Annotated in this window: 17 protein-coding genes; 6 read left to right on the top strand and 11 right to left on the bottom strand. The window is 65.1% G+C overall.

Annotated elements, in window-relative coordinates:
* Positions 1–9 precede the first annotated feature (9 nt).
* The 6 genes from JNC62_RS17245 (at position 10) to rfbD (ending at position 5,833) form a co-directional block, all read left to right on the top strand.
* Positions 10–1,182 carry a galactoglucan pyruvyltransferase gene (locus JNC62_RS17245; protein WP_374840242.1) on the top strand — a complete coding sequence of 391 codons (1,173 nt, stop codon included), beginning with the start codon at positions 10–12 and terminating at the stop codon, positions 1,180–1,182.
* The gene (locus tag JNC62_RS17240) at positions 1,157–2,311 is read left to right on the top strand and encodes a glycoside hydrolase (RefSeq protein WP_374840241.1); all 1,155 of its coding nucleotides are present in this window, start codon (positions 1,157–1,159) and stop codon (positions 2,309–2,311) included. Before JNC62_RS17245 ends, JNC62_RS17240 begins: the two co-directional genes overlap by 26 nt.
* 79 nt (positions 2,312–2,390) lie before the next feature.
* Entirely contained in the window at positions 2,391–3,272 is an 882-nt protein-coding gene (gene rfbA / locus JNC62_RS17235; RefSeq protein ID WP_374840240.1) for a glucose-1-phosphate thymidylyltransferase RfbA, read from the top strand.
* Positions 3,265–3,828, top strand: a complete 564-nt coding sequence (gene rfbC, locus JNC62_RS17230) for a dTDP-4-dehydrorhamnose 3,5-epimerase (RefSeq protein WP_374840239.1) — start codon at positions 3,265–3,267, stop codon at positions 3,826–3,828. Before rfbA ends, rfbC begins: the two co-directional genes overlap by 8 nt.
* Entirely contained in the window at positions 3,828–4,913 is a 1,086-nt protein-coding gene (gene rfbB / locus JNC62_RS17225) for a dTDP-glucose 4,6-dehydratase (RefSeq protein WP_374840238.1), read from the top strand. Before rfbC ends, rfbB begins: the two co-directional genes overlap by 1 nt.
* On the top strand, positions 4,910–5,833 hold the full coding sequence (gene rfbD, locus JNC62_RS17220; RefSeq protein ID WP_374840237.1) for a dTDP-4-dehydrorhamnose reductase: 924 nt from the start codon (positions 4,910–4,912) through the stop codon (positions 5,831–5,833). The genes rfbB and rfbD overlap by 4 nt, the downstream gene beginning before the upstream one ends.
* A 46-nt stretch (positions 5,834–5,879) precedes the next feature.
* Here rfbD and JNC62_RS17215 read toward each other — a convergent pair whose 3' ends face one another.
* From JNC62_RS17215 to JNC62_RS17165, 11 genes are all read right to left on the bottom strand, one after another.
* A complete protein-coding gene (locus tag JNC62_RS17215) occupies positions 5,880–6,587 on the bottom strand; it encodes a GGDEF domain-containing protein (RefSeq protein ID WP_374840236.1) in 708 nt (235 codons plus the stop codon).
* Positions 6,588–6,882: 295 nt separating this feature from the next.
* Entirely contained in the window at positions 6,883–8,880 is a 1,998-nt protein-coding gene (locus tag JNC62_RS17210) for an oxidoreductase (protein WP_374840235.1), read from the bottom strand.
* Positions 8,881–8,911: 31 nt separating this feature from the next.
* Positions 8,912–9,271, bottom strand: a complete 360-nt coding sequence (locus tag JNC62_RS17205) for a cupin domain-containing protein (protein WP_374840234.1) — start codon at positions 9,269–9,271, stop codon at positions 8,912–8,914.
* 28 nt (positions 9,272–9,299) lie between these two features.
* Positions 9,300–10,685 (bottom strand): NAD(P)/FAD-dependent oxidoreductase, encoded by a 1,386-nt coding sequence (locus JNC62_RS17200; protein WP_374840233.1) that lies wholly within the window; start codon positions 10,683–10,685, stop codon positions 9,300–9,302.
* Positions 10,686–10,711: 26 nt separating this feature from the next.
* A complete protein-coding gene (locus JNC62_RS17195) occupies positions 10,712–11,827 on the bottom strand; it encodes an ABC transporter ATP-binding protein (protein WP_374840232.1) in 1,116 nt (371 codons plus the stop codon).
* Positions 11,828–11,829: 2 nt separating this feature from the next.
* Positions 11,830–12,615: an ABC transporter permease gene (locus tag JNC62_RS17190; RefSeq protein ID WP_374840231.1), complete on the bottom strand. Its 786-nt coding sequence runs from the start codon at positions 12,613–12,615 to the stop codon at positions 11,830–11,832.
* A 4-nt stretch (positions 12,616–12,619) separates the two neighbouring features.
* Positions 12,620–13,423, bottom strand: a complete 804-nt coding sequence (locus JNC62_RS17185; protein ID WP_374840349.1) for an ABC transporter permease — start codon at positions 13,421–13,423, stop codon at positions 12,620–12,622.
* A 158-nt stretch (positions 13,424–13,581) separates the two neighbouring features.
* Entirely contained in the window at positions 13,582–14,652 is a 1,071-nt protein-coding gene (locus tag JNC62_RS17180; RefSeq protein WP_374840230.1) for an extracellular solute-binding protein, read from the bottom strand.
* A 47-nt stretch (positions 14,653–14,699) separates the two neighbouring features.
* The gene (locus JNC62_RS17175) at positions 14,700–15,317 is read right to left on the bottom strand and encodes a helix-turn-helix domain-containing protein (protein WP_374840229.1); all 618 of its coding nucleotides are present in this window, start codon (positions 15,315–15,317) and stop codon (positions 14,700–14,702) included.
* Between the two features lie 252 nt (positions 15,318–15,569).
* Positions 15,570–16,541: an NAD-dependent epimerase/dehydratase family protein gene (locus JNC62_RS17170; protein ID WP_374840347.1), complete on the bottom strand. Its 972-nt coding sequence runs from the start codon at positions 16,539–16,541 to the stop codon at positions 15,570–15,572.
* A gap of 5 nt (positions 16,542–16,546) precedes the next feature.
* On the bottom strand, positions 16,547–17,866 hold the full coding sequence (locus JNC62_RS17165; protein WP_374840228.1) for a nucleotide sugar dehydrogenase: 1,320 nt from the start codon (positions 17,864–17,866) through the stop codon (positions 16,547–16,549).
* Positions 17,867–18,069 lie beyond the last annotated feature (203 nt).

Raw genomic sequence — 18,069 nt, 5'->3', positions numbered from 1 at the left:
AGGACAGTGATGCGCATCTTACTTACAGGAATTCCGTCGTATCTGCAGCGGACGATCGCAGGCGTTTCCGGGACGACGGTAATTCATCGGCCCTACTTCGACGAGACCAGGACCAAGAAGGACCTGATCGCCCAGGTGCGGCGGATCGCCAACACCGGCAATTACCTGATCGGCGAGGGCGCCGCCGAAAGCCTGCGTGGCCACGACGTCATCTACCTGCCGTTCTGGCATCTTGCCAACAACCGGGATTCGGATGACCTGTTCGCGCGCGTCAACAGCGAGTTCGATCTGTGCGTTTTCGCCTCCGCCAATCTGCTGCGGCCGGGTTACTCCGCCGACCTGGAGGCCGAAATCTTCGCCAAGCTGAAGATGCCGGTCGTGGTGATGGGCATCGGTATCCAGAAGAAGGACGGCCTGAAGGAGCAACTGCCGGCGGGCACGCTCAAGTTCCTCGACGTGCTCAAGAGCAAGGAAAGCTTCTTCCTCACCCGCGGCTATTTCACCGCCGAGTTTCTCCGGGAGCAGGGGATGAAATTCGTCAAGCCGACCGGCTGCCCGTCGCTGTATTTCTCGCCCGACGACATGAAGCGTTCGCTCGCCGGTCTCGCCAATCCGGGGCTGGCGGAAACCCAGAAGATCGCCTTTGGCGGCTATCTCGGCAGCGTCGCCGATACCATCGTCGATGCGCATGCCCTGCTGAAGCCGGACAGCGTGGCAAGCTATGTCGTGCAGGATGAACTGGTGGCCTACAACCTCTCGCTGACCGGCGACGACAACGCCATTGTCTATGACCGGGCAAGCGGGCGCATCACCGGGGCGACCCAGTACAAGCATTCGGAAAAATGGCAGCGCCAGCACGAACTGCTGGTCTATTTCGACACGAACCAGTGGCGGGGCGCGATGTCGTCGCGCGACCTTTGCTTCGGCCGTCGCTTCCACGGCTGCATCATCGGCATGCAGGCCGGCACGCCGGCCCTGATGATCGCCGTTGACGATCGCATGCGGGAGATGCTGGAATTCATCGGCTTCCCCTATATCGAGGCGGCCACCTGGAACCGCGAAGCCGACAAGCGCGCCTATCTGACCAATTTCCTGGGCAAGATCGACACGCAGGCCGTCATCGACCGCTACTCCGCCTGCGAGGCGAATTTCCGCAATGCGCTTGGCCAGATCGGTCTATAGGCCGGTGGGCGGCCGGGCGCGAGTTCGGGCGGCGCTATGCGGCGCGCTGGTCGCGCTCGGCCTCCTCGCCCAAACGCCGTCCGCGCATGCGGACGCGGGCCCCCGCATGGGGATCAACCGCGTCAATCTCGGCTGGCTGTCGCGCCCTGAGCAGGAGCGCGTGCTGGCGGCGATGGCCGCGACTGGCGTCACCCATGTCCGGCTGTCCCTGTCCAGGCCGGTCGACAGGAGCATCGAGGCGTTGGAGATCGCCGATCGGCTGGGCCTTCGAATCCTGCTCGAGATCCAGTTGGGCAACAAGGACTATTACCCGGACCGAACCCAGCCCCGCACCGGCTTCGGCCGTATCTGGGACGTCCACAGGCTTTCCGATCTGGACCTGGACCGCTATCGCGAGCACCTCCGGGCGGCGCTCCGGCATATCGATGCGATTGGCATCCGGCTCGACGCCGTCGAGCCCGGCAACGAGATCAACTACAGCGCCTACAACGGGGATCTCGTCGTCTACGCCACGCCCGGCCGGCGCACGCCGCGCAGCCTGGCCGAGGTCGCAAACCGGGCGGCCTTGGAGCGCGGGCTCGACGCCTATGTCGGCGCCGTCAGCATCACCCGCGACGAAGTTCGGGCAACGACACACAGCCGCGACGCCGCGATCGTCTCCGCCGGCCTTTCCGACGTCGGTGTCGGCGAGGCGGACAGGCGCGGCATGGAACGGCTCGATCCCGGCGAGTTCGTCACGTTGCTCCGTGAAAGGGGCCTTGACGGCGTGGTCGATGCCTACGGCATCCATCTCTATCCCGGCCGCAAGCGCCATGCGGCGCTCATGCAGGGTGTGACGGCCCTTCTCGATTTCTGCCAACCGAGGGACACGGGCAAGCCCTGCTGGGTGACCGAATGGGGCCTCGCCAACACGGAGCGCGCCTGTCCGGTGGACGATCGGGAACGGGAGGCGGCGATTCGCACCGTCCGCCGTGCCTTCGACCAACTCGTGGACCAGCAGCGGTTGGACGCTGCCTTCTACTACGACTGGGACACGCAGCCCGCCTACAGCGTCTGGCGCTGCGGCGCGTTGAGCCCGGCCGGCGTGGCGGCGATCGAGCCGCGCATCGACGAGGTGCCGGTGAAATGACCCGCATGACGCGTTCCCTCCGAGATTGGCTGACCGTCGGCATAGCGGAGGGCCTGCACAGGACAACCGGAGGCCCCGCATGAAGGGTATCATTCTGGCCGGCGGCAGCGGCACGCGGCTCTACCCCGTCACCCTCGCGGTGTCGAAGCAACTGCTCCCCGTGCACGACAAGCCGATGATCTACTATCCGCTCGGCACGCTGATGCTGGCGGGCATCCGTGACATCCTGGTGATCACCCTGCCGCGGGATCGGCCACTGTTCGAGGGTCTGCTGGGCGATGGCAGCGCGCTCGGCCTGTCGATATCCTACGCCGAGCAGCCGCAGCCGAACGGACTGGCGGAAGCCTTCGTCATCGGCCGCAAGTTTGTCGGAAACAGCCCCGTCGCGCTCATTCTCGGCGACAACATCTTCTACGGGGCAGGGCTCGCCGAAATCTGCCGCGACGCCGTCGCCCAGCAAGCCGGCGCCACCATCTTTGCCTACCATGTCGACGAACCGAGCCGCTACGGCGTCGTCAGTTTCAATTCCCTGACTGGAAAGGCCGAATCGATCGAAGAAAAGCCGACCGCGCCAAAGTCGAACTGGGCCGTCACGGGCCTCTATTTCTACGACAACGACGTCCTCGACATTGCCGCTTCTGTCCGGCCATCCGGGCGGGGTGAACTGGAGATCACCGACGTCAACCGCACCTATCTCGAGCGCGACGACCTGCACGTCCGCCGGCTTGGCCGTGGCTATGCCTGGCTCGATACGGGAACACACGAGAGCCTGCACGACGCGGCTTCCTTCGTACGCACGATCGAATACCGGCAAGGGGTCAAGATCATGTGCCCGGAAGAGATCGCCTACGAGCTGGGTTACCTTTCGGCCGATGAGGTCCTGGCCCGCGCCGCCGGTCTCGGCCAGACCGACTATGCCGCCTACCTCCGGCGCCGGATCAGGGAGCTTGCGGATGCTTGACGTTCGTCCCCTCGGCCTCGACGGCGTCTTGGAGCTGACGCCGCGTCGTCTCCACGATGAGCGCGGCTTCTTCGTCGAGACCTACAACGCGGCCGCCTTGGCCGCCAAGGGCATCGACATCGTCTTCGTGCAGGACAATCACTCCTGTTCCGCCAGGGCGGGTACGCTGCGCGGGTTGCACTACCAGCTGCCGCCGCGCGCACAGGCCAAGCTCGTCAGGGCCGTGCGGGGCAGCGTCTTCGACGTCGTCGTCGATCTTCGCCAGAATTCGCCGACCTTTGCCAAATGGTGCGGCATCGAACTGTCCGCCGCAAAAGGCAACCAGGTTCTGGTGCCCGTCGGCTTTGCCCATGGTTTCGTCACACTCGAGCCGAATACGGACATCCTCTACAAGGTCAGCGACTTCTACGCGCCTGATCACGATCGCGCCATTCGCTTCGATGATCCGGACATCGGTATTGAATGGCCCGTGGATGCCGGCGGCTTGCAGCTGTCGGCAAAGGATCGTGACGCACCGTTTCTGGCCGATGCGGCCGTTTTCAAGGGGATTGAGTGATGGGGGCTTGGGTGAGGCGAATTCTGGTCACCGGCGGCGCGGGCTTCATCGGCTCCGCGCTGTGCCGCCAGCTGGTGGCAGGCAGGGTCGAGCGCGTCGTCAATGTCGACAAGCTGACCTATGCGGGCAATCTCGATTCGTTGCGGACGGTCGAGGGCCAGCCGAACTATGTCCACTATAACGTCGATATCGGCGACGAGGGGGCCATCCTCGACATCATGCGGCGCGAGAACATCGACGCCGTGATGCATCTTGCGGCGGAAAGCCATGTCGATCGATCGATCGACGGGCCGGACGTTTTCATCGAAACAAACGTCGTCGGAACCGTTCGCCTGCTGAACGCGGCGCTCGCCTATTGGCGCGGATTGGCCGCGCCGGCGCACGAGCGTTTCCGATTTCTCCACGTCTCGACGGACGAGGTGTTCGGCGACCTTCCCCTCGACGGAGGCGTGTTCACCGAAGGGACGGCCTACGCGCCGTCGTCGCCCTACGCGGCCTCGAAGGCTGCCGCCGATCACTTCGTGCGCGCCTGGCACCATACCTACGGCCTGCCGGTGCTGCTTTCCAATTGTTCAAACAATTACGGGCCGTATCACTTTCCCGAGAAGCTGATCCCGCTGACGATCATCAATGCGCTGGAGGAGAAGCCGCTGCCGGTCTATGGCACCGGCGCGAACGTGCGCGACTGGCTGCATGTGGAGGATCATGCGCGGGCATTGGCACGGATCGTGAGCCACGGCAGGCCGGGGGAGAGCTACAACATCGGCGCACGCGCCGAGCGGAGCAATCTCGCCGTCGTGACGGCCATCTGCGATCATCTCGACGCCTGCCGGCCGCGGGGGCGGGGGCGGCGCCACAGCGATCTCATCACCTTCGTCACCGACCGGCCGGGCCATGATCGGCGCTACGCCATCGACCCGACCAAGATCGAGCGAGACCTCGGGTGGAGTCCGAACATCGGGTTCGACGAAGGGCTGAAGGCAACCGTGGACTGGTACCTTGCCAACAGGTGGTGGTGGGAGCCGATCCGCCGCGAGCGCTATTGCGGCCTGCGTCTCGGCGAACGTCAGCGACGTCTGGCGTGAGAATTGCCGTAACCGGGACCAAGGGCCAGATCGCCTTGGCCTTGATGGAGCGGGCAGGAGCGCTGCTTGGCGTCGAGGTAGTCGCCCTGGGGCGCCCCGAGCTCGACCTGGCTCGGCCGGAGACAATCTGGCCAGCGCTGGCGTCCGTGCGCCCCCGACTTGTCGTTTCAGCCGCTGCCTATACGGCCGTCGATCGGGCCGAGGGCGAGCCGACACTGGCCCACAGGATCAACGCGACCGGCGCCGGGGCCGTCGCCGAGGCGGCTTTCCGTCTCGGAGTGCCGATCATCCATCTATCGACCGACTACGTCTTTGACGGAAAGAAGCAGGGCGGCTACCGCGAAACCGATGCACCGGCACCCCTGAACGTCTACGGCGCTTCCAAGCTTGCGGGCGAAATCGCCGTGGCGGCGGCCGCCCCCCGGCATCTCATCCTGCGGACGAGCTGGGTGTACAGCCCGTTCGGGACGAATTTCGTAAAAACCATGCTGCGGCTGGCAAGCGTGCGCAAGGAAATCGCGATCGTCGCAGACCAGTGCGGCAACCCCTCGTCGGCGCTCGACATTGCCGACGCCATCCTGCGCGCCGCCGTTGCGATGGATGAGGGCCCAGCATGCGGGATCTATCACCTCGCGGGAACCGGAACGACCTCATGGGCCGACTTCGCCCGTCATGTGTTCTCCTCAAGCCGCGCTCGTGGCGGGCCGTGGGCGGAGGTTCGTGACATAACGGCCACCGAATTTGCCGCGCAGGCAGCACGCCCGTTGAACACGCAATTGTCCACCACCAAGTTCGCCGCGACATTCGGCTGGACCATGCCGCCCTGGCAGCAATCGCTGGACGAGGTGGTAGGGCGGATCGTCCAGGACGATGCGGGTTGGCACACGCCCACACCTTTGCCGTGCGCCGCAATCAGGTGATGGGCAATGGCGTGCGGCTATCGGGTCGGCCCCGAAAGCCTCCCTGTCACGAAAACAGCTCCCGGAACAGGAGCGGACCAGTCTCTTCCTCCGCGAGGGCGGCGCGGTTGGCTGCCTCGCGGAGAGCCTGAAAGTCGGCCTGGTCACCCACCCTGGTACCGCCAAGCCGCACCGTCACCGATATTTGGCGCTCCTGCCCGGCTGTGAAGGTGGTCTCCTTTACCCGTTCGCGGATGCGATCGCAGATGTCTCTTGCATTTTCTGGCGTTGCGCCTGGCAGGTAGATCCCGAGCTCGTCGGAGGCAAGCCGGGCGACAAGGTCACCATAGCGCACGGAGGAATGCACGATCCGGACAAGGGATTGAAGCAGCGTGTCCGCCCATTGCGGACCGTAGCGACCACCGATCTCGTCGAGATTGCCGACCCTGAGAACGAGCATGACGCCATCGGCACTTTCCGCAGTGCTCACGCGCCTGCGGTCGATCGCGTGCTCGATCGAGGTCGCAAATTCGCTGGCGCGCAGTGTACCGGTGACGGGATCGTGACGGCGCGCGTGCTCGAGTTCCTGTCTGGTCGCGCGAAGCGATTCGTTGCGCAGACAAAGCGCAAATTGAAGCGGAAATGTAACCGCCGCCGATATTGACGCCACGGCGGTCAGTTCCAGCCAAAACGGACGATCGGGAACCAGCAGGCTCAGCACGCAAACGAGCGCGCTCGCCCCAACAGCGCAGGCAAGGGCGGCGAGCGTTGCCATCTTGATGTGCGGGGCGATTGGGGTCTGGCGAGAACGAAATTGCAGAGTCATCGGTTGACGGCGTTTTTGCGGGTTTCGCTACCTTTGCGGGGACCGGAGAAAAGATCAGGTGAATACAACTGCCGGCATTTTATCAATGGGCTGCCCTAGTGCATGTCCCGCAAATGTGTGCAGCGGTTTTGCGAAAGCGACATGGGAGCGCGGGATGCGACCCCGAAGGTTCGCCACCCGCGTCAATTTGGGTGTTCACGTCAACGAATTTGCGGGCACCTACGGGGCCCAGTGCGTGATCCGGCTAGAGCATGGAGGCGACCTTCAGTCCGTCGTAAACGGCCTCTTCCGCCGTGCGCGGTGCCTGACTGTCGCCGATGACGTGCAGTTCCGGCACGAGGTCCTTCAGCATGTCCGCCAGATCGTCGACAGGTTCGTGACCCAGACAAAGCACCAATGTCTCCACGTTCTCGAACAGGATTGGCTGCTCGCTTACCGTGTGCTGCATATACACCGTTCCGCCGTCGCAGCCATAAAGGCGGGCATAGGGTGTGACGCGCACGCCGATGCGATGGAATTCGGCGGCGAGGTTGTCGCGAACATAGAGCGGCAGCAGTTCGGCGGCATGCGTTCCGTTGACGGCGAGGTCGACGCTGCAGCCTTCGTTGGTCAGCAACTCGGCGATGCCGGGGCCGATCCAGTCGCAGCGCCAGTCGGCGACGACGACGCGGCTGCCGGTCTTCACCTCCTTGCGCAACACCTGCCAGGCATCGACCACCTGGATGCTGTCGTCCTGTGGAAGGTCGGGACGATAGGGTCGGGCGCCGGTGGCGATGATGACCGCGTCCGGTTTCTCGGCCTCCACCAGGGCCCGGTCGACGCGCGTGCCGCGCAAGACCCGGACATTGGCAAGCTCGACCTCATGGGCGAGGTTGGTGATGATGCCGCCGAACTCGGCCCGTCGCGGAAGCTGCTGCGCCAGCAGCGCCTGTCCGCCAAGCTGCGCGGCGGCCTCGTACAGCGACACCCTGTGTCCGCGCGCCGCGGCGATGGCGGCCGCCTTCATGCCCGCCGGGCCGCCGCCAATGACCATCACGGATTTCGGCTTGGCCGCTGGCGTGAGCGTGCCGAATGTCAGTTCGCGCCCGGTTTCGGGATGCTGGATGCAGGAAATCGGCACGCCCCGATGGAAATGGCCGATGCAGGCCTGGTTGCAGGCGATGCAGGCGCGGATGTCGTCCGTCCGGCCTTCGAGCGCTTTGCCCGGCATGTCCGGGTCGCAGATCATCGCCCGCGTCATGCCGCAGACGTCTGCCGCACCGCTTGCGATCACCGCTTCGGCCTCCTGCGGCTGGTTGATCCGCCCCGTCACGAAGACGGGGATGCCAAGCGCCTCGCGGAACCGCGCCACGTCGCCGGAAAGGTAGGCGGCGCGGTAGGCCATGGGCGGGACGATATGAACAGCGCCGCCAAGCGAGGCCGATGTACCGGCGGTAACGCTCACATAGTCCAGCATCGGCTCCAGCCGGCGACAAATTTCCAGCGTCTCGTCGCTGGCGAGCCCCTGCTGCTCGTCGCGTTCGCTGCTGCTGATGCGCATGCCGATGACGAAATCGGCTGAAGTCGCCGCGCGCATGGCCGCGAGCGCCTCCCGGGCGAAGCGCAGGCGGTTGTCCAGCGAGCCGCCGTAGTCGTCGGAGCGGCGGTTGACGCGCGGATTGAAGAACTGCGCCGGCAGGTAGCCATGGCTTGCCACGAACTCCAAGCCATCGACACCGGCCGCATGCATGCGCCGCGCGGCGGCGGCGTAACCGGCGATGATCTCCCCAATCATCGGCCGGTCGAGCGCCCGCGGCATCACGCGAAAGCGTTCGTTCGGCGAGACGGAGGGGGCATAGGCAACGGTGAGCAGCCCGTCGCCGCCCTCCATGATCTCACGGCCGGGATGGAAGAGTTGCGAGAATAGGACACAGCCCTCGGCGTGACAGATTTCCGCAAGACGGCGGTATCCGTCGATGCAGGCGTCCTCGGTCGCCATCAGCATGTGGGAGGTGTAGCGCGCCGTCTCGTGCACGCCCGCGACCTGGCTGACGATCAGCCCGACGCCGCCCTTGGCGCGGGCGGCATGGTAGGCGAGAAGCGCGTCGTTGACGAGACCATCAGTCGGCAGCGTCGTGTCATGGCCGCTGGACATGATCCGGTTCTTCAGTTCCACCCCGCGGATTTTCAGCGGCTGGAACAGGTGCGGAAAGGCAGACGGCGCGCGCGCCGTCGAATTGCCGGACGATACGTCGTCTGTCATTGGTGGGCCTCCGGTGACGGTGCGGGCGTCGTCAGACGCCGGCAGCGATCATCGTGTAGATCTTGCGGGTCTGTTCGTGGATGGTCCATTCACCGCGCCAGCCGAGCGGCAGGACGAACATCTCGCCGGCGCCGATGTCGCGGCTGGTGCCGTCGCCATTGTGCAGCGTCACACGGCCGGTGAGAATGTGGCAGATCTCCGACTGCTGGCTGCGATCGGCGGTGAAGCGGCCGGGCGAGCATTCCCACACGCCGGTCTCCATCTTGCCGTCCGGGCTCTTCCACAAGGCAACGGCTGCTTCCTGCGGGTCACCGGCGATGGCGGTGGGCTTCGGCGCGGCGGCGCCGAGGTTCAAGCCGAGGAGGTCGCCGAAATTCTCAAAACTGATCATGGGTATATCCTGTCATTCACGGTTTGGCTCAGTGGCCGGTGATGCTGTCGGCAAGCGCCGCGAACTTCGAAGTCTGTGGCAGGCCGGCAAACTCGCGTTCGTCGGCGATGCGGTAGAGCTGGTACATGGAATGCACGCCGAGCCAGCGGAACGGCTCCGGCTCCCACTTGCGCACCGTTCGGTTGACCCAGGGCAGGCCGGTCAGCTCGGTGCTGCGGTTGAGGACCAGGTCGGCGAGCGTGCGGCCGGCGAGGTTGGAGCTGGAGACGCCGAGCCCGACATAGCCGCCGGCCCAGCCGATGCCGGTCGAGCGATCGAAGCCGGCCGTCGTGCACCAGTCGCGCGGAACGCCAAGCACGCCGCACCAGGCGTGATCGATCTTGAGCGATTTCGTCTGCGGCAGCAGGCGGGTCAGGATGGCATGCAGCGCGTCGATGGTCGCCTGCTGCGTCTGGCCGTTGACGTCGGTCTTCGAGCCGAAGCGATAGGGCACGCCGCGGCCGCCCATGGTGATGCGACCCTCGCGGGTGCGCTGGGCGTAGCAATAGGCATGCGCCGCGTCGCCGAGCAGTTCGTGACCCTCCCAGCCGATCTCCTTCCACAAGGAGTCCGGCACCGGCTCGGTGACGATCTGGGCGCTGTTGAGCGGCAGCCAGGTGCGCTCATGGCCGGGCAGGCCGGCGGAAAAGCCTTCCGTGGCGCGGATGATCGCCGGGGCGCGCACCGTGCCGCGATCGGTCACGACGCGGCCCTTCTCGAAGCTCGTCACCGAGGTGCCCTCGAAGATCGAGACGCCGAGGCTCTCCACCACCTTGGCAAGGCCGCGCACCAGCTTGGCCGGCTGCACGCGCGCCATGTCGCGGATCACGAAGGCGCCCTTGATGTTGGCGATGCGGATCCGCTTCGCCGCCGCTTCGGCCGAAAGCAGCTCGATCCGTTCTTCCGGCATCTGCCAGTCGCGGTAGAACTTGTATTCCGCGCGGGCGCGCTCGAGCTGCGGCGCGTTGGTGGCGACGGTGAGGTTGTCGGCGCGCAGGATGTCGGCATCGATGCCTTCGGCCTCGGTGACGCGGATCACCTCGTCCACCGTGCCGGCCATGGCGCGCTGCATGTCGATGACGGCACCGCGGCTGGAGGTCTTGAGGTATTTCTCCCGCGACCAGCCGAAGCCGCCCGACAGCCAGCCGCCGTTGCGCCCGGAGGCGCCGAAGCCGGCGAACTCGCGTTCGACGATGACGATGTTGAGGGAAGGATCGGCCTTCTTCAGGTAGTAGGCGGTCCACAGGCCGGTGAAGCCGGCGCCGATGATGCAGACATCGGCGTCGCGGTCGCCGGGAAGGGCAGGGCGTTTTTGCGGGATGCCGCCGATGTCGGCATACCAGAACGAGATGTTGCCGTTGGTCTTGACGTCCATGGGAGGTGCTTTCGGTTCGGTTCGGTTTACGTCAGTGTCACGTCGGCGCTGGCGTCGTCGGGAAGAAGGGTGAGATCGGCGGGCATGAAGGCGACCTCGACGGCGTCGCCGATGGCGAAATCGGCCGCGCCGAGCGGGCTGCGCACGACGGCGATCGTGCCGTCCCTAAGCCGCACCTCGTATTTGGAGCCGGAGCCGAGGTAGATCGCCTCGGCGACCGTGCCGGAGAGGCGGTTTTCGCCGGGGACGGGCTCGGCGCCGGGACGCTTCAGCGCCACCCGCTCGGGCCGCAGCAGGATGACCGGGCGGGCACCGCCGGCAAGCCGGCCATGCGCCACGACCTTTTCGTCGCCGATCGTCATCACCGTGTCGTCGCCGGAAACCTCGACCGCTCCGCGCAGCACCGTCGATTCGCCGATGAAGCGGCCGACGAACAGCGTTGCCGGATTGTCGTAGAGTTCGCGGCCGGTGCCGATCTGCTCGATGCGGCCGCCGTTGAAGACGGCGATCCGGTCGGACAGCACCAGCGCCTCTTCCTGGTCATGGGTCACGTAGACGAAGGTGGTGCCGAGCTCGCGGTGGATCCGCTTGATTTCCAGCTGCAGCCATTCGCGCAGCTTCTTGTCGAGCGCGCCGAGCGGCTCGTCCATCAAAAGCAGCGGCGGGTCGAACACCAGCGCGCGGGCGAGCGCGACGCGCTGCTGCTGACCGCCGGACAGCTCGTTCGGGTAGCGGTGCGCGAAGTCGGCCATCTTCACCATGTCGAGCGCCCGCTTGACGCGGCGCTCGCGTTCCTCGCCGGTTATGCCGCGCAGCGTCAGCGGATAGGCGACGTTCTTGCCGACCGTCATGTGCGGGAACAGCGCGTAGTGCTGGAAGACCACGCCGATGTTGCGCTTGTGAGAGGGCAGGCCGGTGACGCTCTTGCCGCCGATCTCGAGCGTGCCGGAGCTGATGTCGGTGAAGCCGGCGATCAGGTTCAGCGTCGTCGTCTTGCCGGAGCCGGAGGGGCCGAGCAGCGTCATGAACTCGCCGGGACGGATGCTCAGGTCGATGTCGTTCAGGGCCACGAAGGCGCCGTAGCGCTTGGAGGCCTTGCGAATTTCGATCGCGGCACCGGCGGATCGTAGGGGTGCATTCATGGTCATGTCCTTCCGCGGCGCATGCCGATAAGCAGGCCGGCAATGATGATGAGCGACGTCGCCAGGAACAGCAGCGTGCCGACGGCCGCGACGGTCGGGTCGGCGTCGCGGGTGATCGACGAGTAGATCTGCACCGGCAGGGTTTTCAGGTATGGGCTGGTGATGAACAGCGCGACGATGATCTCGTCGAACGAGGTGATGAAGGCGAACAGCGCGCCGGATAGGACGCCCGGCAGGATCAGCGGCAGCGTCACGGTGCGGAACACCGTCAGCCGACCCGCGCCAAGGCTGGCGGCGGCGGTTTCCAGGCGGCGGTCGAAGACCTCCAGGTTCGCCTGCACCGCGATCAGCACGAAGGGGATCGCCAGCATCGTGTGGGCGAGCACGAAACCGGTGACCGTACCGACCAGATGCGCGTCGAGATAGACCGCATAGATGCCGATCGCCAGCACCACGCCCGGCACGACCATCGGCGTGATCAGGAGCGCACGCAGCAGGCCGCCGGTCCGCGCCGCAGCACGGGTGACGCCGAAGGCGGCGAGCGTGCCGACGACGGTCGCCACCACCGCCACGATGACGGCGATCATCAGCGAGTTGGTGAAGCTCGTCGTCCAATCGGGATTGGTGAAGAAGTTGTCATACCATTGCCACGAGAAGCCGACCGGGGGGAAGGCCAGCGACTTGTTGCCGTTGAACGACATCGGGATCACCACCAGCGTCGGCGCGAGCAGCAGCAACGCGACGAGCAGGCAGAAGAGGCCGAGGAGAATGCGCGAGAAGGATGGCATCGGTTCAGGCCTCCCTGCGCGTGGAACTGTGCTTCTGCCGCATCAGCGGGGCGGCGATGGCCAGCAGCACGAAGGTTGCGACCAGCAGCACAACGCCCATGGCGCCGCCGCGGCCCCAGTTGAGCAGGCTCAGCACCTGGTTCTGCACCAGTGACGACAGCAGGATGCTGCGCGGGCCGCCGAGCAGGGCCGGCGTGATGTAGAAGCCGAGCGACAGGATGAAGACGATGATGCAGCCGGCATAGACGCCGGGCAGCGACAGCGGCATGTAGATCTGCACGAAGGCGCGCCACGGCTTTGCGCCGAGGCTGCGGGCGGCCTGCAGCAGCCGGGTATCGATGCCCTTCATCACCGTATAGATCGGCAGGATCATGAACGGCAGCAGCACCTGCGTCATGCCGATGATGACGCCGGGCAGCGTGCGGATCAGCTTGACAGGCGGCAGGCCGACGCCGCGCAGGAACGAATTGATGACGCCGGAATCCTGCAGCAGGATCACCCAGGCGAGCGTCCGCACCACGCCGCTCAGCCAGAAGGGCACGAGCACGCACAGGATGAGCGCCAGCCGCAGGTTCTTGCCGACGATGGTCATGGCATAGGCGTAGGGGTAGGCGCAGATCAGCGAGACGACCGTCACCCAGGCGGCGACGACGAAGGTGCGCTCCAGCACCGCCCTGTTGACGGCGGACTGGAAGAACCAGACGTAGTTGTCGAGGCCTGGCGCCGGATCGGTGAAGCTGCGCAGCACCACGATCGCCAGCGGATAGGCAAGGGCTGCGAGCAGCACCAGCACGGCGGGAACTGCCAGCCATACCGCGCCGCGCGGGCGAAATCGTGAAAGGAAAGCGGGTTGTCGGGCGCCGGCAAGGCCGGTCCGCAAGCCCTGGTCGGGCGTGGCGGTCAAGGTGATCTCCAGTGCTTCAGGAGGCAAGTCCGGCCGGAGCCGGACTTGCATGGATCAAGGGCTCAGTTGCCGGAGAGAAGGGCGGACCACTGCTCGGCGGCGAGGTCGAAGTTCTTCACCCAGAACGGAATGTTCTGCTGATAGCCCTGGGCAATGCGCTCCGGCGTGCTGGTCAGGAAGGAGGTGGTGACCTCGTCAACCTGCGGCTTGGCGTCGGTGTTGATCGGCGTGTAGGAGGTCTTCTCGGTGAGGATCTCCTGCGAGCGCTTGCCGAGGTAGGCGTTGATCAGCGCGTAGGACGCGTCGGTGTCCTTGACGCCGACCGGAATGGTGATCTGGTCCATGACGACCAACCAGTCCTGCCAGACCGGCGTGTACTGGGCGCCGTTTTTGACGGCGGTCATGGCGCGACCGGTCCACATCATGATCATGTCGGCTTCGCCGGACTCGGCGAGCTGCTGGGATTCAGCACCGGTCTTCCAATAGATCGTGTCGGGACCGAGATCGCGCAGCTTCTGGATGGCCTTTTCGATGTCGTCTGCCGTCATCGCCTTCGGGTCGCCGCCGGCCGCCTTGAAGGCCTGCTCGAGCAGGCTGCCGGTCGGATCACCGCTGCCGTCGATGGCGCGCACGCCGGGGAACTTCTCGGTGTCGAAGAAGTCCTGCCAGTTCTTCGGCGGATTGTCCTTGTAGGTGTCGTTCTTGTACATCAGCACGACGCCGTAGTTCATCGCCGGAACAGAGCATTCGCCGACCTGGCCCGGCGGGATCTTGGAAACGTCGAGCTTGGAGAAGTCGAGCTTCTGGAACAGCGTTCCGCAGTGGACGTAGGGCGGCAGGTCGGCGGTGTCGACGACGTCCCAGGTGACATTGCCGGAATCGACCTGCGCCTTCAGCTTGGCGATTTCGGTCGGGCCGTCATTGAGCAGCGTCACGCCGGACTTCTCGACGAATTCCTGAAGTGCCGCGGCCTGGCCGTCCTGATAGATGCCGCCGTAGGACACGAAGGTCAGGGTCTTGCCCTTCAGCGACCCTTCCGTCACTTCGCCGGCGACCGGCTTGTCCTGTGCGAACGCCGGCAACGCCAGGGCGCACGTCATGGTCAGGGCAAGAGCCCTCGCAAATGTTCTCATCTCTTTGATACTCCCAGCAGCGCTCGCTTGCGTTGTTCCTGCCCCGGCTACGAGCCAGGCCGTGGCAGGTATTGGTCGAGGTCGTCCGCGACGCTGGTCGGCGGCGCGATCATCCACAAAACTTCGGCCGGTTCCGTGCCGATGTTCACGGTCTTGTGCGGAACCGAACTTGGATATTCGATGCTGTCGCCGTCCGACAGCAGATGGCGTTCGTCGCCGAGGGTCAATTCGACCTCACCCCGGATGACGAAGAAAAGTTCATGCGAATCGCCGTGGCTGTAGGGCTTTTCGCCGGTCGAGCCGCCGGGGTCGAATTCGCCGATGTAGACTTCCATGTCGCGGATCGGTCGGCGCGACAGCATCATCTTGCGATAGCCTTCCGCCGGCGGCAGCGCCGGGCGCTCGCCCTTGCGCAAGACCCGGCCGACGGGCGGGGCCGCGTCGTCGAAAAGGTCGGTGAGGCTTATGCCGAGCGCCCCGGCAATCCGCATCAGCGTGCTGATGTTGACGCCGCTCAGGCCCCGCTCGAGCTGACTGAGGAAGCTCGCGGTCGTGCCGGTGGCATCGCCGAGCGCGCGCAGCGACATGCGTCGGGCCGTGCGGAAAGCCTTGACTTTCTCGCCGACTGCGTCTTGCTTTGCCACTGCAGTTACAATGTCGTCCATGTCTCACTCCCACTTAACATCATATTAAGTGGTCGAAAGATTAGCAACTGCAGATTCGCGGAATGAGCAATTTTTTGCCGACCCCGGAAACCGGGCCGGTCGACCGAGCGCGGGGATGGCTTGATTATCGGGAAGGAAGCGTCTTCGCGCGACCGAAGGTGGCGCTGCTTCAAACCGGGACGGGCATGGTGGTGCGGATGCTCGACCGGGCGGCGACGCGAGCCTATCTGGCGACTGACCGCTGCCCTGGTCCTATGGAGACAGGTACCACGGGTTGTCGCGCGCCCATTTTACCGTCAGGGCGATGCCGTCGCTGACGCTGGTCGTCGCCCGCCACCCGAGGCGCTCGTGCGCCTTGCTGACGTCGGGGACGCGGCGCTCGATGTCCTCGTAGACGGCGCCGTATTTCTGCTCGCTCCGGACGGCGATGGGCGTGACCCCGGTGGCGCTGTGTTCGACGCATAGCCTGACGACGTCGCCGATTGCCACTTCGGTTGGATTGCCCAGGTTGAAGATTTCGCCGACCGCCCGAGCGTCCGTGGCGGCGCGCACGACACCGTCGATCACGTCGCCAACATAGGTGAAGCAGCGGGTCTGCCGGCCGCCGTCATAGAGTTCCGGCGCCTCGTTGCGGAGCGCCCGATAGATGGACTGCGACACGACATAGATCGGATTTTGCCGCGGGCCGTAGACGTTGAAGAAGCGGACGATCGACATCGGCATGCCGCTCTTGCGGTAGACGCCGAACAGCATGTGCTCGATCAGGGCCTTGCTCGTCGAATAGCTCCAGCGATCGACGCTGGTCGCTCCGAGCACGCGGTCGTCGGATTCCTTCCATGGAACGGCGGGGTTGCGGCCATAGACCTCACTGGTGCTGGTAAAGAGGATCCGGACATTGTGCTTTTCACACAGGCCGATGAAGTTCCGGGTGCCGATGATGGCGATATCGATCAGGCTGAGCGGGTCCTCCATGTAGTGTCGCACGCCGACGACGGAGGCGAGGTGATAGAGGGTGCTCGCTTCGGGGCGGAAATACCGTTCGATCGTCGCTTTGTCGCGGATGTCGCCCTGGGTGTAGTGGAAATTGGGACTGCCGCGCGCCTCGCGAAGGTTGTTCGCCTGATCGAGCGGGACGATGTCGAGGCCGTGGACGGTGTGACCGTCCCGCAGCAGGCGGTCGATCAGGTGGCTGCCTATCATGCCGGCGGCGCCGGTTACCATCACGCTGTTCAACGTCCAACTCCCTTGTAGGCAAGGCCAAGGTTCTGAAGCTCGGCGATTTCGGACCGATCGAAGTAGCGGCGACCATCAAAGACGAGTGCGCCCGGGGCGGCGAGCTTCGCAATGTGCGCAGGCGACAGGGACCTGAACTCATCGTGCGCGACGAGGAAAATCACGCCGTCGGCGTTGCGCAGCGTGTCGTCGATGGAAGGATTGAGCTCCACGCCCCAGCCATCGGCATCTTCCTTGAGAACCATCGGATCGTGAACCCGGACGGTTCCGAAGCCCTCGGAACGCAAGGCATCCAGCAGCGGTTTGACCGGTGTCAGGCGGACGTCGCCGGAGTTGGTCTTGAACGCGAGGCCGAGGACGGCCAGTTGCAGATTGGCCAGCACGCGGTCGTGGCGGCGTGCCCACTGCGCAATCTGCAAGGCGCAATAGGCCGGCATGCCCGCGTTGATGGTGCGCGAGGTTTTCGGCGTCAACAGGTCGGCCCCGTGGCGCGCGCCAAGGCTGTGCACGAACCACGGGTCCTTGGTCAGACAATAGCCACCCACGCCGTTCGACGGCGTCAGGATATTGACGTAATGCTGGCCCTTCTTCAGGCTGTTGGCGCCGGCAATCACCTCGAGCACGTCGAGATCGTAGGGCAGCGCGTCGCAGAGCTTGGCGAGATCGTGCGCCAGAGCGATGTTGAGGTCGATCCAGAGATTGTCGGCCAGTTTGACCATCTCGGCGGCTTCAGGCGAACTGACGACGATGACGTCGACGCCGAGCGTCTGCTGCCAGAAAGCCTCGGCCACGGCACTGCTTTGGGGGTCGAGACCGCCGACGACGATGGGAAGGCTTTGCAGTTCCCGGATTGCCGAGCCCTCGGCAAGCCGTTCTGGACTGAACGCGACGTGAACGTCGGCGAACCGCCTCAACCGCTCGGCCACGACCGTCCGGGTTATGCCCGGCGGCACGGTGCTCTTGACCATCACCAACTGCCCGTCATGCACATGGGGGGCGATGGCATCCGTCGCCGAACGGATGTGGCTGATGTCGGGTGAAAAGTCTTCGGCCAGCGGTGTTCCGACGGTCACCAGGATGACGTCGGCGGTGGCGACGCGGGAAAAGTCGCTGCTGAAACGCAAACGCCCGGTCGCCTTCTGCTCGCGCAGCAGCTCGGCCAGGCCGGGTTCCTTGATCGGACAGTCGCCGCGCTCGAAAGCTGCGATCCGTCGCTCATTGATATCAATGGCGTCCACGCAGCATCCCTTGGATGCAAGGACGAAGGCTATAGTCGAGCCGATAAAGCCAGTTCCGACGACCGCTACTTTCCACATGAGACCCCTGCAGGATACTGAAATCTCACCCATCCTCGCATCGGCCTCACCGCCCGATAATTCAGCATCTCGGATGTTGGCGTAGGCAATCTGGCGTAAGTCGCTCACGGTTGCAGCCAGGGCTCCATCGCCAAGCCCACATACGGACGGCCATGCTTCCTCCCAAAGTCTGCCACCGAGCGGTCCCCGAGGGGAAGATGATC

Source organism: Mycoplana ramosa (genome assembly GCF_041930185.1).
GTDB lineage: Bacteria > Pseudomonadota > Alphaproteobacteria > Rhizobiales > Rhizobiaceae > Mycoplana > Mycoplana ramosa.
The sequence above is the reverse complement of the archived record's forward strand: the minus strand, read 5'-3'. Positions and strand labels throughout refer to the sequence as shown.